At 53.1% G+C, this 13,761-nt stretch carries 15 protein-coding genes and 1 pseudogene; 7 read left to right on the forward strand and 9 right to left on the reverse strand.

Annotation, left to right across the window (positions count from 1 at the left end; translation table 11 throughout):
- Positions 1-561: 561 nt before the first annotated feature.
- Positions 562-1,785, reverse strand: a complete 1,224-nt coding sequence (locus tag WC593_13300; protein ID MFA4826123.1) for a tRNA(Ile)(2)-agmatinylcytidine synthase — start codon at positions 1,783-1,785, stop codon at positions 562-564.
- Positions 1,786-1,828: 43 nt separating this feature from the next.
- Between WC593_13300 and WC593_13305 the strand changes: the two genes are divergently transcribed.
- Positions 1,829-2,755, forward strand: a complete 927-nt coding sequence (locus tag WC593_13305; GenBank protein MFA4826124.1) for a transcriptional regulator — start codon at positions 1,829-1,831, stop codon at positions 2,753-2,755.
- A gap of 75 nt (positions 2,756-2,830) precedes the next feature.
- Positions 2,831-4,489 (forward strand): thermosome subunit alpha, encoded by a 1,659-nt coding sequence (gene thsA, locus WC593_13310; protein ID MFA4826125.1) that lies wholly within the window; start codon positions 2,831-2,833, stop codon positions 4,487-4,489.
- Between the two features lie 433 nt (positions 4,490-4,922).
- On the opposite strand, the gene WC593_13315 is transcribed toward thsA, so the two are convergent.
- Both WC593_13315 and WC593_13320 read right to left on the reverse strand, forming a co-directional pair.
- Positions 4,923-5,534, reverse strand: coding sequence for a hypothetical protein (locus tag WC593_13315; protein ID MFA4826126.1), 612 nt, complete (start codon positions 5,532-5,534; stop codon positions 4,923-4,925).
- A 142-nt stretch (positions 5,535-5,676) separates the two neighbouring features.
- The gene (locus WC593_13320) at positions 5,677-6,219 is read right to left on the reverse strand and encodes a hypothetical protein (GenBank protein ID MFA4826127.1); all 543 of its coding nucleotides are present in this window, start codon (positions 6,217-6,219) and stop codon (positions 5,677-5,679) included.
- A 190-nt stretch (positions 6,220-6,409) separates the two neighbouring features.
- On the opposite strand from WC593_13320, the gene WC593_13325 reads away from it, so the two are divergent.
- Positions 6,410-6,775, forward strand: coding sequence for a hypothetical protein (locus tag WC593_13325; GenBank protein MFA4826128.1), 366 nt, complete (start codon positions 6,410-6,412; stop codon positions 6,773-6,775).
- Positions 6,776-6,832: 57 nt separating this feature from the next.
- On the opposite strand, the gene WC593_13330 is transcribed toward WC593_13325, so the two are convergent.
- From WC593_13330 to WC593_13350, 5 genes are all read right to left on the reverse strand, one after another.
- Positions 6,833-7,555 carry a hypothetical protein gene (locus WC593_13330; GenBank protein ID MFA4826129.1) on the reverse strand — a complete coding sequence of 241 codons (723 nt, stop codon included), beginning with the start codon at positions 7,553-7,555 and terminating at the stop codon, positions 6,833-6,835.
- A gap of 652 nt (positions 7,556-8,207) precedes the next feature.
- Positions 8,208-8,462, reverse strand: a complete 255-nt coding sequence (locus WC593_13335) for a 4Fe-4S binding protein (GenBank protein ID MFA4826130.1) — start codon at positions 8,460-8,462, stop codon at positions 8,208-8,210.
- On the reverse strand, positions 8,459-8,986 hold the full coding sequence (locus WC593_13340; protein ID MFA4826131.1) for a 2-oxoacid:acceptor oxidoreductase family protein: 528 nt from the start codon (positions 8,984-8,986) through the stop codon (positions 8,459-8,461). The genes WC593_13335 and WC593_13340 overlap by 4 nt, the downstream gene beginning before the upstream one ends.
- Complete coding sequence (locus WC593_13345; protein MFA4826132.1) at positions 8,979-10,091, reverse strand: transketolase C-terminal domain-containing protein; 1,113 nt, start codon at positions 10,089-10,091, stop codon at positions 8,979-8,981. Before WC593_13345 ends, WC593_13340 begins: the two co-directional genes overlap by 8 nt.
- Positions 10,088-10,969 carry a thiamine pyrophosphate-dependent enzyme gene (locus WC593_13350; GenBank protein ID MFA4826133.1) on the reverse strand — a complete coding sequence of 294 codons (882 nt, stop codon included), beginning with the start codon at positions 10,967-10,969 and terminating at the stop codon, positions 10,088-10,090. The genes WC593_13345 and WC593_13350 overlap by 4 nt, the downstream gene beginning before the upstream one ends.
- Positions 10,970-11,409: 440 nt before the next feature.
- On the opposite strand from WC593_13350, the gene WC593_13355 reads away from it, so the two are divergent.
- From WC593_13355 to WC593_13365, 3 genes are read left to right on the forward strand one after another with little or no spacing between them, the layout of a single operon-like run.
- The gene (locus WC593_13355; protein ID MFA4826134.1) at positions 11,410-11,736 is read left to right on the forward strand and encodes a transcriptional regulator; all 327 of its coding nucleotides are present in this window, start codon (positions 11,410-11,412) and stop codon (positions 11,734-11,736) included.
- Between the two features lie 3 nt (positions 11,737-11,739).
- Positions 11,740-12,270: a hypothetical protein gene (locus WC593_13360; GenBank protein ID MFA4826135.1), complete on the forward strand. Its 531-nt coding sequence runs from the start codon at positions 11,740-11,742 to the stop codon at positions 12,268-12,270.
- Between the two features lie 3 nt (positions 12,271-12,273).
- Positions 12,274-12,600, forward strand: coding sequence for a type II toxin-antitoxin system PemK/MazF family toxin (locus WC593_13365; GenBank protein ID MFA4826136.1), 327 nt, complete (start codon positions 12,274-12,276; stop codon positions 12,598-12,600).
- 89 nt (positions 12,601-12,689) lie between these two features.
- Here WC593_13365 and WC593_13370 read toward each other — a convergent pair.
- Positions 12,690-12,782: pseudogene (locus WC593_13370) on the reverse strand (pyruvate synthase subunit beta).
- Positions 12,783-12,997: 215 nt separating this feature from the next.
- Here WC593_13370 and WC593_13375 point away from each other — a divergent pair.
- Positions 12,998-13,429, forward strand: coding sequence for a hypothetical protein (locus WC593_13375; protein MFA4826137.1), 432 nt, complete (start codon positions 12,998-13,000; stop codon positions 13,427-13,429).
- Positions 13,430-13,761: the final 332 nt, after the last annotated feature.

Genomic DNA, 13,761 nt, shown 5'->3' on the forward strand with positions numbered 1-13,761 from the left:
ACTTTTTTGTTATGGAATTGGGTGCTCTGTTGAAATCCTAGAGAGAGATAAACAGTCGCTCTCGGGGGCTACAGCACATCGTACTTTCGCCCCCGCCGCTCGGGCATCCCCCGTGTAGCGATAGCTCTGAACAAGGTTAAGGAAAAAACTCCGAAAAAAGGGGGTCAAGGGGATGCTCCCCTTGGGCTGCCTCCCCTTCAGGGGGAGAGAGGGGGTCACACTCCCCGCTGTCGCAGAGAATAAGCGAATGACGGGAAATAGAGGATTTCCTATGAAAATCGTGTTCTCAAGATATGATAATGGGGGTTGAGACCCCCATACCCCCGGTAATGATGAACGTCGCCGCCCCCGACGGGGCACCCCAGCGGCGTTTGAGGACTAAATATTCTAAAACCTCCTTGCCCTGCTGTGCCTGAAGAGAGGCCCTAAGGGAGGGGATAATCACAAAAACGATTTTTTAAAGTTCCGGAGTGAACGTTATAGATTCATGCCTGTTTCTACAGTGTCCTTTTTACTAATCCGCTTGCCCTGTGTTGACGGAATCAAAAAATGCCAGTTTTGTTACAATTCCGGCTCGCCCCGGCACAGCGGTTTGGCCAGGTGCCTCCGGGCAGTTGGTGGCACCTCATACCATCCCGGTTTGAGCGTGCGGGACATTTCCAGAACCTCCGGCACCACTGCCCGGGCATCACACCGCTTGCACTTCCAGCCTTTCCCTTTCCCGTCGCTGGTCATCCGCTTGTTGCACGCGATGCAGAGCGGCGGACGGGTGATCGTGGGCCGGGCCAGCGAGACGATCCGGATTTTTTCTAAGTTAATGCTTCCTTTCTTGAAACTGCCAACCGCGATCACCTCATCGCCCGGCACCAGCTGCCGGATGATCTGACGGAAATTCTTCGTGGGTTCATAAGCCATGCACCGCACGGGAAAATCTCCGTCTTTCATGATGAACGAAACGTGCCCGCCCTCTCCTGTCTTCGGCACACTGGTCACCACCCCCGGTACCCGGTAGGAGAGCAGGTCGTCAAGCAGACCGGTCTTTCCCGGCAGCAGGTGCGCATCCGTTCCCTGGTTGGTAACATATAATTGTTCAATGCCGTGCGGTTCGGACATGATCATCTGCCGGGCTGCCATCACCCAAGCCGGGCTCTCGCCCCGGATGCCAAACAGCACCGGGTCGGGGGTATGGGGCACGCAGACTACGACATCATTTGCCACATCAACCGTGTCCCACGTGTGCGGGAACGTTGCCGACTCGGCGGCAAAGAGGCTGTCCCGGTCAACATCGCGGGGGGTTCCCCAGCGTTCCTGCTGGCGGTATACGAGAATTTCTGAGGTGCGATCCTTAAGTTCACTGGCAACAGCCGCAGTTGCTCCGATCAGGCCGCGCCGGTTCTTCCAGCCCCGGTATCGTGCTCCGGCAGCGTCAAGGATAGTCACGGCTTCAGTAATATCGCAAAAATCTGTCACTGCTTTGTAGTAGAACGCAGGATCGAACCGGCTGTCTGCCACTACGACGCCGGGATTGGTATTCTCGCACGAGAGATCAGAAAGCTCCTCAACAGTCGCGCATGCGATCTCAAACGCCCGGTCTGCATCGCCATCGACATCAAGTGCAATCGCGGCATTTCCCCGTGTCTTCCACGTGACGTTTGGATTGAGCCGGACGAGCCGGGCCTGCTTCACCTGCATGTGTGCATGGATCAGCCGGCGGGCGAGCACGGCCCCGAGGTACGTGGTACACATACCCTGCGGCGAGTCCGTATCATCGATCCCGATCAGCATGTCTATATTAATATATGGGCACGCTCTATCCATTTGTAACTACATGTCTCAGGACCGCCAGCTCCAGCTGGTTACCAGCGTAATGATAACAGCAGGCTTTGATGTCTCCGAGAGGTTCACCCTCCGACCACGGAGTTTCGACCTCATTGCACGGAACGACGGGACGTTGCTCGTGATCAAGGTGGTGTCCCACATCGATTCCGTGAGCGAAGAGGTGGCGTTCGACATCGAACTCATCTCGCGCCTGCTGGGGGGCATACCGCTGATAGTCGGCGAACGCGCACGGGACGCGGAGCTGGAACGCGGGGCTGTGTACGTGCGGTACGGGATCTATGCCATCAGTCCCTCAACCCTCTATGATTATTTTGTCGAGAAGATCCCCCCGCTTGTGTACGCATCCCCCGGCGGGTTGTATGTCAACATCAATGGCGAAGCGCTCCGGGAACTCCGGGAACGGCGCAACATGTCGTTAGGCGATCTCGGGACCGTGCTTGGCGTCTCGCGGCGCACTATCAGCAAGTACGAGGGGGGAATGGGCACGACACTGGATGTGGCCATACGGATCGAGGAATACTTCAATACCGGCGTTGTCGAGTCCATCGATCTCATCCGGCATGAACCGCCCATGGCGATGGAGGCAGAAAAAGAGCAGACAGGTGCCCATCCGCAGAGCCCGATGGAGTTCTTAGAGCTGATCGGTGTCCGCCTCCACACGCTTCACGGAGCCCCGTTCCAGGCTCTCCTCACGTTTGACAAACAGACGATCCTTACGGGGTATGGTCCTGCCCAGAAAGTGGTAAAGCGGGCCGCTCTCATCGGCAACCTCTCGCAGATTGCAAAGAAGCACGCGATGTGCATCATCACCGATTACAACAAGGAAAAGAAGATCGGAAAAACGCTCGTGATCGGTGAGAAGCGTCTCCACCGGATTGAGGATGGTTTTGAACTCCTCGACCTTCTGGGCGACTGAACTTTTTTGCATAACCTATATATAGAACCACAAACCAATTTTAGTGCTAAATCTAGTGCAAAAGTGGTGAAATTTATGTCACAACAACTTGGAGGACAGCAGATTCTTATTCTCAAAGAAGGCAGCACCCGTACCCGCGGCCGCGACGCTCAGGGTATGAACATCACCGCCGCAAAGGCAGTGGCAAGTGCAGTCAGGACCACGCTCGGTCCAAAAGGTATGGACAAGATGCTCGTCGACACCATTGGCGACGTAGTGATCACCAATGACGGTGTTACCATCTTAAAGGAAATGGACATTGAGCACCCGGCCGCAAAGATGATGGTCGAGGTTGCAAAGACCCAGGACGATGAAGTCGGCGACGGGACAACCACCGCAGTCATCATTGCCGGGGAACTCTTAAAGAAGGCAGAAGACCTCCTTGAGATGGATGTCCACCCGACGATCATTGCAGCAGGATACCGCCAGGCAGCCGCGAAGGCCCAGGAACTCTTAAAAGAGATCGCCTTCGATATAAAAATCACCGACAAGACGCTCCTGAAAAACATTGCCGGCACCGCGATGACCGGCAAGGGCGCAGAGGCCAGCAAGGACAAGCTCTGTGACCTCGTTGTCAAGGCAGTGACCATGGTCACCGATGCCGACGGCACCGTTGACATCGAGAACATCAAGGTCGAGAAGAAGACCGGTGGCTCGATCGAGGATTCCGAGATTGTTGAAGGCGTACTCATCGACAAGGAACGCGTCCACCCCTCGATGCCCAAGAAGGTCACCAATGCAAAGATCCTTCTCTTAAACGCAGCAGTCGAGTTCAAGAAGACCGAAGTCGACGCCGAGATCAATATCACCTCTCCCGACCAGCTCCAGGCATTCCTCGATGAGGAAGAGCGCATGGTCAAGGATATCGTTGACAAGATCGTCAAGAGCGGTGCAAACGTCCTCTTCTGCCAGAAGGGCATTGACGACATTGCACAGCACTACCTTGCAAAGGCAGGCATCTTTGCAACCCGCCGTGTCAAGAAGAGCGACATGGAGAAACTTGCCCGTGCAACCGGTGCAACCCTCGTTTCGTCCATCGATGCAATCTCCAAAGAAGAGCTCGGCAAGGCCGGACTCGTTGAGGAGCGCAAGGTCGGTGGCGAAGAGATGACCTTTGTCGAGCAGTGCAAGAACCCCAAGGCAGTCTCGATCATTATCAAGGGCGGTACCGAGCACGTAGTCGACGAACTCGAGCGCGCTATCCACGACGCACTCCGCGTTGTCGGTGTCGTTGTCGAGGACAAGAAGGTCGTTGCCGGTGGCGGTGCACCCGAGACCGAGCTCTCGCTCCGTCTCCGCGAGTACGGCGCAACTGTTGGTGGCCGGGCACAGCTCGCTATCGAAGCATTTGCATCAGCACTCGAGATCATCCCGAGGACCCTTGCAGAGAATGCAGGACTTGACCCCATCGATATGCTTGTCGAGATCCGCGCAGCCCACGAGAAGGGCAAGAAGACCCACGGACTGAACGTGTTCGAAGGCAAGGCAGTCGACATGAAGGCAGCCGGCGTTGTCGAGCCCCTCCGGGTCAAGACCCAGGCAATATCCTCCGCAGCAGAAGCCGCTATCATGATCCTGCGCATTGACGATGTCATTGCATCCTCCAAGAGCCACGCACCCGAGGGTATGCCCCCGGGCGGTATGGGTGGCATGGGTGGAATGGGCGGCATGCCTCCGGGCATGGGCGACTACTAACCCCATCATATTAGTTTTTTTTATCCTGTTTTTTTCTCTTATCCCCGTATCTATCTTTCCCGGCGCTTTCAGGGGATTGGCATTATCCGGCTCTGTTGAAACGGACATGAACGGGTGCTCTCACCAGAATCTTGAAAAATATCCTCTTCAGGAATTATAATGGGGGTTGAGACCCCCATACCTCCAGATACGATAAACTCCGCCAACCCCAAAGGGCGCCCCGCGGCGGTTCAATGACTAAAAAATACCAAAACCTCATTGCCCCGCCGTGCCTAAAGAGAGGCCCTGAGGCGGGGGAGAATCATAAAATCGATTTTCATGGTTTGGGAGTGAACATAATGGTTCATGCCCGTTTCAACAAAACCAATTATTCATCTTTAACAGGCTCAGGATGTCCTGGAGAAATATTCCGTCATTAAAAAAGTGAATGAAGTTATGCTGTTGTGGTGGGACGTACGGTAGTTCTTGAGGACAGTAACTCACCTTTCTTGATAATGATCGTACAGGTTGCATTCGAGTAGGTGTCGATAATTTCATACGTGCCCTCATTCACCCCAAAGGTGTAGCCCCACTGGGCACCATTCGGGAAATCCCCTGAACTGAACATACCTTTGTGGTCACCCGTTGTCTTGATCGCATGGACGGTTACATCATCATTGATCCACGTCAATCCGGTTCCCGGCAGTACGGTAAGTACCTGGGGGACAAACGAATTATTCCGGATATAGATCGTCGTGATCTTGGTCGATGCTGTCTGCACCGGTAAAGGTGTCTTGACTACGGTAGCATTAGTCGTAGTATTCTGGAAAGTTGCGGCAGTCGTAGGCACTACGGTAGTCACCTTTGTTGCCGGCACGGTAGTACCCTGGGGGGTGGCGACCGTTGTGGGCATTATGGTTGGTTCTGGTGTTGCTACCGTGGGAGGAACCGTTGGTACCGCAGTAGCTTCAGGAGTCGTAACATCAGCAGTCTTTGCCGGCTGGGTACATCCGCTGACCATCGCAATGACAATCACCAGAATGAACAATCCAATGAATTTCTTCATGGAAATTACATTGTTTTCGCCTTGTAATTAAATTTACTAAATAAATTACGACCGGTTTTATTGCCGCACAAAAAATTGCCCCCCACGGGCCGATATCACCTCGTAAAAGTAAAAACAAAAAAAAGGGAAAATGCTTCTCTCATCAGGGGGAGGGTGTCTGCATTGGAGGCGCACCGACAACGGACGCACCTTCCTTGACTACGATTGTCCCTTTCATATCCGGGTAATCAGGGGAGATGATATCATACACCCCAACCGTGCCAAAAGTGTACCCCCACGTGGCTGTGGGAATAATGTCACCGGAGTTGAACATGCCCGCGTGAATTCCGGTCGTTTTGATAGAGTGGACGATGGAGTCATCATTCACCCAGGTGATGCCGGTTCCGGGAAGGACGGTGAGTTCCACGGGAACAAACGTGTTGTTCCGCATATAGACAATCGTCCTGGTGGTCTGGGGCACAAGAGTAATCTTCGGCGTGGCCGCGACTGTTTTTACGGGCGTGAGTACCAGTGTCTGTGCTGGAGTTGGTATCATGGTTGGTTCTGGTGTTGCTACCGTGGGAGGAATCGTTGGTATCACAGTAGCTTCAGGAGTCGTAACCTCAGCAGTCTTTGCCGGCTGGGTACATCCGCTGATCATCGCAATGACAATCACCAGAATGAACAATCCAATGAATTTCTTCATGGAAATTACATTGTTTTCACCTTGTGATTAAATTTACTACAAAAATTGAGGTCGGTTTGGCAGCAGCCGCTGGAATTGCCGCAAATTTTTTCCCAGCCCCGCTCGTCAAAAAGATAGACCCTTTGTTTTCACCTGTTAAAAGATCCGCACGGCAACAGATTAATGAACCCTGACGCATCCAATATCTCTCATGAGCGACCGGTTCATCTTCACAAAATACCTCACGGACTGTTATCACTGCAAACAGATGGCAGACCAGGTTATCAAGGCAGTTCCCTATAAAGCGCAGGTGGCGTGTGACAATTGCGGTGCAACCCGTGTATTTGTCCCACGGATACAGGATGTAGCACAGCCAGGATCGTTTACACCGATCGGGAAGTATCCGGTCTGGGAGCTTGTGCAGGATGCAGAATGCCGGAACTGCCATATGACCGGTCCGCATGATATTACCGTTGGCACCCGCCATCTCTCCGTCCGGTGCCGTAATTGTGGATTTACCCATTTCTATAAGTTCGATCTCGAGTATATAGCCAAGGATGAACTAAAAATTCAGTAAGGTACGGTGCCGATCGATGACAGGCCGGTCTTCATCCGGGAACAAAAAAGAGGTTATTCACCTGAATATGCGGGAACTGAGCGCCGGATAACTGTTCGCATACTTCTCCAGCACCAGCTCGAGATGGTCCTCCATACCGGGACTTTTTGTGAGGAGGAAGAAGATGATCTCGTTATCGGTAATGGTGAGGGGTGAAGAACCGGTGAGTTCTGACAGTTGCGAGCATCGCTTCTTTGTATAATCTTCATGGACTTTCCGTGGAAAATGCTGGTAGATCAACAGGACAGAGCCGGTATCGAGATGGTCATATATCATCTTCACCTCGGTAAAGAGAAGATGGCGCTGATCCGGCTTGCTCTCTTCAATCCCGATATCCGGGTCAAGAAAAACCAGTGATTTCTTCGGGAAATTTGCAAAAACGTTCTGGAAATATTGTTCCCGCTCCTGATGGGTAAACGTATGCGGGTGCAGGGTATCCATGATGATGTTCTCGTTTTTGAAATAGGAATGGAGGGACTGGACATATTCAAGATCGCTTTTAACCTCCTGAACCCGCGATACGTGCTGGAGAAGGTTGCTGTTCTGGCTTCCCGCCTTTCCGGTTTTCACTGCTTTTCCCATATCTTTTTTTGTGCCGGATTCCCGATCCTGTTTCCCGTTATTCTCTGTCAGAAGGGGTATAAACGTGAAACCGGTAAGCCCGGGCATCGATTTCATGATATGGCGAACGAGATCGAATTTAAAAAGATCCCGCTGGTCGCCGAAATGTTTCCTGTTCACAAACGCTCACTTAACTTCCATATGAATCCATTAATAAAAAAAGATTTTGAATTGAATGCCTGCGGTATCAGGGCAAAAGATCCGTGCAGCCTGCATTGCTGATGAGCGAGGAATTCAGAGCAATTGGTGCAGATTAATAATGTTTCAGGAGCATCACGGTTGGTCTGAAGCGCAATGATGAACGGACCAATCAGGAAAAATTGTATGGTTGTCTGAAAAAAATTGCATAGTAGAAAACCATTTTTATGTAATATATGGCCCCCCCCCTCTTGCGCCACCAGTCCCCCATTGGGGGACGGGCGCAGTGCGATAGTCCGGGTAAGGTTACCGGTAATACGTTGTCATCGCAATGGGGGGTGCCCCAGTGGTGGTGGGAAGCTCCCGAAAGTGTCAGAGTTTTCTCAATGATTTCCTATGAATCGATTGCTCTTTACTATAATGATGGGGGTTGAGACTTCCATACCCCCGGTAATGATGAACGTCGCCGCCCCCGACGGGGCGCCCTCGCGGCGATTTAACGACTAAAATTACAACACCCCCTTGCCCTGCTGTGCCTGAAGAGAGGCCCTGAGGCGGGGGAATATCACAAACATGATTTTCATGGCTCGGGTGTGAACTCCCGTTCATGCCCGTTTCTCCAGAGCAAAAAAAATTACTTCTCTTCCCGCACCATCCCGATCGCCTTCTTCGGGCATTCGTTGGCGCAGATACCGCAGCCCTTGCAGAACCGGAGATCGACATTGAGATCCTCATCGATCACTCCGTCCGGGCAGTACATGGCGCACATCCCGCAGGCATTGCATTTCTCCCGGTCAACCACGGGTTTGAACACCCGCCATGTTCCCGTCTGCCCGGCTGCCCCCTCTTTCGGGCGGCTTATTGCAAGGCGCTCACGTGAAGAACTCATGCGTTCATCTCCTTATATGCCGCTTCGGCAGCTTTGACATTGCGTTCATCGGAAAACATCTCGCGGATTGCCTTTTTCGCGGAGTCTGCGGTAATGATCCCCATCTTTGCAAGCGCCCCAAGCACCGGCGTGTTGAGGATCGGGCTGCCGGCAACCACAAGGTTCTCGCGCAGTGCAATGCCGGTCACGTCAACGTTATGGCACTCAAATCCTTCAAAAACTTTTTTATTTGCGCTGTTGAGGAACACACGGCCGCCTTTTTTCAGGCCGTGCAGCACATCGACCACGTCCATCACGCTCTCATCGAGCACGACCACCATGTCCGGCTGCCGGATCTGGCTGTAGACTTTGATGGGTTTGTCATCGATGCGGACGAACGAGACGATTGGTGCGCCCCGGCGTTCGGCACCGTAGAACGGGCACGCGGTCGCGTACTTGCCGTCGTGGAGTGCGGCCATTGCAAGGAGCCGGGCTGCCGTTACGCCGCCTTGTCCGCCCCGGGAGTGGATGCGGATCTCAAACATGGGCGTTCACCCCGAACCAGAACTCTTCACCCATACGACGGGTCCGGACGAATCCTGCGATATCATCGTAGGTCACTTCCTGACCCCCGATACCGGCGATCACGCTGTAGAGGCTGGCGCCGGTCTTCGCTTTGATCTCATTCGCTACGATACCGCCAAAACCAAACGAATAATCGCGGTCGATAACCACCACTTCTTTTCCTTTCAGGTTGAGTTTCGGGAACGGCCGGAGCCAGCGGATGCGCATCGAACCGGCCTTTATGCCTTCGTTCCGGAGCAGGTCAACGGCTACTTCCGCTTCCTTGCCCAGCGTACCCAGCGCAATGATGATCACCTCTGCATCATCGCACCGGTAGTCTTCGGTAAAGCCGTATTTCCGGCCAAAGCGCTTGGCAAACTCCTTCTCGGTTTCTTCGATGACCTTAACCGAATCCCGCATCGAGCGCTCGATCTCCCACCGGAATTTGAACTGCTGGTCAGGGCCGGTCAGCGTGCCGTAGCCGGCAGGGTGTTTGGGATCGATGGCATGGGGGAGGTGTATCGCTGGTATGAAATCCCCTAACTCAACGGTATCGACCGGCTGCATGATGTGGGAGAGCAAAAATCCGTCAAGGTTAATCATCACCGGCAGGAGCACATTGTTGTGCTCGGCGATCCGGAATGCCATGAGCGTTGCATCGTAGGCTTCCTGCACCGTGCTCACGTAGACCTGGAGCCCGCCGGTGTCGCGTTCCTGCAGGGCATCGGTGTGCTCTGCCCAGATGTTCCACCCGGGTCCCAGCGAGCGGTTCACGTTCGCCATCACGATGGGGAGGCGTGCGCCTGCTGCCCAGTTGGTCATCTCGTGCATGTAGAGCAGGCCGTGCGAGCTGGTGGCGGTGAACGTGCGAATGCCGGTGATGCTCGCACCAATACAGGCTGCCATTGCAGAATGCTCGCTCTCGACCGCGATGTACTTGGCCGGCATCTGGCCGCTGGTCACGAACTCTGCGATCTGCTCCACGATCTCGGTCTGCGGGGTGATGGGGTACGCGGCGACAACCGTGGGTCCGGCCTGCTTTACGGCTTCAGCCACTGCCTTGTTGCCGGTGGCGATCTTCTTCATGCTGACGCCTCCTCTTCGGCTGCCAGCCGCTGGAAATTCTTTGCAATCCGCTGTTTGAGGATCTCGACGACCCTGGTATCAATGCCCTTGAACCGTCCCTGCGGCGAGAGGTACTCTTCGAGCGGCAACGGTTTTTTCATCGCTACCTTCGACTGTGGGCCGATCGTGACTTTCCCGTACTCCCGCTCGTAGAGCACCCACATGCCGGTCTTGACGGCGAGTTTTCCCATCTCAACCGATTTCTCGGTGGGGTAGCGCCAGCCGGGCGGGCAGGGTGCGAGGATGTGGATGAAGGTAGGGCCCCGGAACGTGAGGGCTTTCTGCACTTTCCTGAAAAGGTCCTGCGGGTAGGCTGCGCATGCTGTCGCCAGGTAGGGCGGGTCATGGGCGGCGATGATCCTGTCGATGTCTTTCTTGGCATCGGTCTTGCCGGTGGGCGTGGTGGTGGTCTTTGCGCCCATCGGGGTGCCGCCGGAGCGCTGCATGCCGGTGTTGCCGTATGCCTCGTTGTCATAGCAGATATACAGGAAATCCGTACCGCGCTCGAATGCGCCGGACATCGCCTGGATGCCGATGTCAAGCGTCCCGCCATCACCGGCGTACACGATGACATTCGTCTTCTTTCCTGCTGCCCTAAACGCATTTGACATGCCCGATGCACAGGCCGCTGCGGCACCAAAAGCGATGTTGTAGACCGGTACATTGAATGCAGTGTTCGGGTAGATGCCCTGGAGGATGCTCGTGCAGCAGGCAGGCACGACCATGACGGTGTCGGGGCCGGCTGCCTTGAGCACGTACCGCAGTGCCAGCGAATCGCTGCACCCGGCGCATGCGGATGTACATTTCAGTACGAATTCTTCTTTGGGGATTTCGGCGATGGTAATCAGACTCCTTGTGTTACCTGAGGAAGCGGTTGACCGGCGGGAAGTGCGCGGGTGTATCTTTAATTATCTGCATGGTGTATGAAAAAAGTATCATAGTTGAGCTGGGTGGGGGTGCGCTCATTTACGATGAATGCCGCCACCCCGCCGTGCCTCGGAGAGGGCCTGAGGCGGGGGACTCTCCTCAGCACTCCCAAACTCAAACAACCCAATAATTCAAGCATGGATCCGATTTGAATCAAATTTGCCAAGCCCTTTTTACAAAAAAAACAAGATCAGATTTGCAAAAAAAATACGATCGCTCTTGCGCCAAAAAATTTTCAATACGCAGAAAGTACCCCAACCCCTGCTTTCATTTACTTTAAACTTTAAGTAAATAACAAAGTAAATAACCCGGGCCACCAATCATCATGAAAAGAACAAGGGAGTGATACTGTATGCAGAATGATATCCTCTCCATCCTAAACGAATCCGAAGGGCTCAACGCGAAAGTCTTCTCGCTCGTCCGGCTGAAACTGCTCGCGAGCCTTGCCGCCCTCGGACCCGATGGGGCAACCTACCGCGAGCTCAAGGCAGCACTCGACATCAATGACGGTGTACTGTTTGCCAACCTCAATGTGCTCAAAGACATGGGATATCTCACTTCCGAGAAGATAACGTCGGAAGGAAAAGAACTCGAACTCTATATTATCACGACTGAAGGACAGGATGAATGGAAAAGAATACGGATCTGGCTGTGCCGGTTCCTCCACTGCGGTGCATGAATTATGGAAAAACGGAAAAAAGCAATTGCCTTCTTTAAAGAATTGGGCTTCGAATTCGATATCGCACGGTTCGACGACCGGCTCATTGCCCAGAAACTCGTCTGCCTGCTTGAACTCAGGGGTATCGACCTCGGGTATTCCTGCAGCCTGTATGTACGCGGACCCTACTCGCCGGACCTGACGCAGGACCTGTACGCCCACACCCACGAGTTCGAGAACCTGGAAACCGGCACCCGGCTGAATACCGCAGAAAAAGAGGCAGCGGACGAGCTCGGCAGGATCTTCGGGCTCAAGCCAGTACCCCTCGAAGTTGGCGCAACCTATGGGTATTATTCGATCCGGCAGGAATGCGATCCGCTCGAAGCATCACGGCAGGTAAAACGGTTGAAACCGTTCTATTCAGAGGCCCAGATTGCGCTTGGGATCTCAAAAGCAAAAGAGTTCCTCTATAAGCCCACCCGGAGGGATCTCGAAGACCTGAAAAAGGAGACGGGTATCTGGCAGAGGGCCACATTAAAAACACTGGAGCACTGATCGATGAAGAACGGGGCTGTCTGGCTCGTGGATCTCACCGATGCAAAAGGGCATGAACAGCGGGGGATGCGACCTGCAATTATTGTCGGGGGTGCGAACGGGCTCATCCTTGCCGTTCCGCTGACCAGCAGCATAAGCAGTGCCCGGTTCTCGCATACCCTCACCATTTCCCCGGACCCGCACAACGGCCTTGAAGTGGAAAGTGTTGTACTTGCATTCCAGATCGTTGCCCTGGACCGTGAACGATTCCGGCACCGGATCGGTGCTGTCAGTGAACAGCACCGGCTCGCGATCGTTGCACTCATCCGGGATCTGCTGGACCTTGATTGAACTCTTTTCCGACCCGGGCGATGAACAAACTACAGGGTGGAGATGTTCCCGGCATAGTGACCGGAGCCTCCAACATAACGGGAGAACTCCCTGAGCACGTACCGCAGTGCCAGCGAATCGCTGCACCCGGTGCATGCGGATGTGCATTTCAGCACGTATTCTTCTTTGGGGATTTCGGCGATGGTAATCAGACTCCTTGTGTTACCTGAGGAAGCGGTTGACCGGCGGGAAGTGCGCGGGTGTATCATTAATTATCTGCAGGGTGTATGAAAGAAGTATCATAGTTGAGCTGAGGACCCTTTCCCTCTCATGACTTCATGAGTTTTCCTTGAGCAAAACATTTAGACTATCCTATGCGGAGAGATAGATGTAAGCTAGAATGTGACGGGGGTTGCTTGTGTCATATGATGAAATAATTATATCGATATTCGGTCTTCTCGGGATTAGTGGAATAATCGGTACATATTTTACTTATCTTTGGGAAAAAAGAAAAGAAAGAGAGAGCAAAGAGAACGAATTGAAAGAGTGTCGATATAAATGTATACTTATATTGATGTATGCGTTCCTTAATCCTGCTGAACTTGACCCTTTAAAGAAAAACCGGCCGGATATTAAAAATATGGGCGATTTAAAAAGAGAATTACAAACTGAATGGGTTAACTCATGGATTTTTGCGGGAGATTCAACGATTCTCTCTCTGAAGGAATTCTTGGATGAACCCAATGAACAAACATTTGTTAATACAGTCCTATCGATGAGAAAAGAATTGTGGAATAAAGAAACAAAATTGTCAGCTTCAGAATTTTCAATAAAGGAATTTATTGAATAAAATTCGTGTTGCATTAACATAATGTTGCGATGAACGCCGCCGCCCCCGTGGGACGCCCCCGCGGCGGTTTCAACGACCAAAAAATAAAACTTCCCTGCCCCGCCGTGCCTCGGAGAGGCCCTGAGGCGGGGAATCCTCCTTACGATTCACCATTTCAACCATTTTGATAATTGGAATTATGAACCGATTCGGATCATCTTTTGGTAAGTCCCTAACACAAAATTCCGGATCCGGTTCGCACGAAATTTTTTTTCAATCGATCTCCGGCAAAAAAATTTCAATCCCCCCCTCATCCCCCCCTCATCCCCCCCTCATCCCCCCCTCATCCCCCC

The sequence above is a fragment of the Methanoregula sp. genome (genome assembly GCA_041645435.1).
Taxonomy (GTDB): Archaea; Halobacteriota; Methanomicrobia; order Methanomicrobiales; family Methanospirillaceae; genus Methanoregula.

What these genes read in the sequence shown, in the direction of transcription:
- WC593_13300 (MFA4826123.1), bottom strand. Translation starts at nt 1,785, where the DNA reads ATGCTGATCGGGATCGATGATACGGACTCGCCGCAGGGTATGTGTACC.
- WC593_13365 (MFA4826136.1), top strand. Translation starts at nt 12,274, where the DNA reads ATGAAGAACGGGGCTGTCTGGCTCGTGGATCTCACCGATGCAAAAGGG.
- WC593_13345 (MFA4826132.1), bottom strand. Translation starts at nt 10,091, where the DNA reads ATGAAGAAGATCGCCACCGGCAACAAGGCAGTGGCTGAAGCCGTAAAG.
- thsA (MFA4826125.1), top strand. Translation starts at nt 2,831, where the DNA reads ATGTCACAACAACTTGGAGGACAGCAGATTCTTATTCTCAAAGAAGGC.
- WC593_13340 (MFA4826131.1), bottom strand. Translation starts at nt 8,986, where the DNA reads ATGTTTGAGATCCGCATCCACTCCCGGGGCGGACAAGGCGGCGTAACG.
- WC593_13335 (MFA4826130.1), bottom strand. Translation starts at nt 8,462, where the DNA reads ATGAGTTCTTCACGTGAGCGCCTTGCAATAAGCCGCCCGAAAGAGGGG.
- WC593_13315 (MFA4826126.1), bottom strand. Translation starts at nt 5,534, where the DNA reads ATGAAGAAATTCATTGGATTGTTCATTCTGGTGATTGTCATTGCGATG.
- WC593_13355 (MFA4826134.1), top strand. Translation starts at nt 11,410, where the DNA reads ATGCAGAATGATATCCTCTCCATCCTAAACGAATCCGAAGGGCTCAAC.
- WC593_13360 (MFA4826135.1), top strand. Translation starts at nt 11,740, where the DNA reads ATGGAAAAACGGAAAAAAGCAATTGCCTTCTTTAAAGAATTGGGCTTC.
- WC593_13320 (MFA4826127.1), bottom strand. Translation starts at nt 6,219, where the DNA reads ATGAAGAAATTCATTGGATTGTTCATTCTGGTGATTGTCATTGCGATG.
- WC593_13305 (MFA4826124.1), top strand. Translation starts at nt 1,829, where the DNA reads ATGTCTCAGGACCGCCAGCTCCAGCTGGTTACCAGCGTAATGATAACA.
- WC593_13325 (MFA4826128.1), top strand. Translation starts at nt 6,410, where the DNA reads ATGAGCGACCGGTTCATCTTCACAAAATACCTCACGGACTGTTATCAC.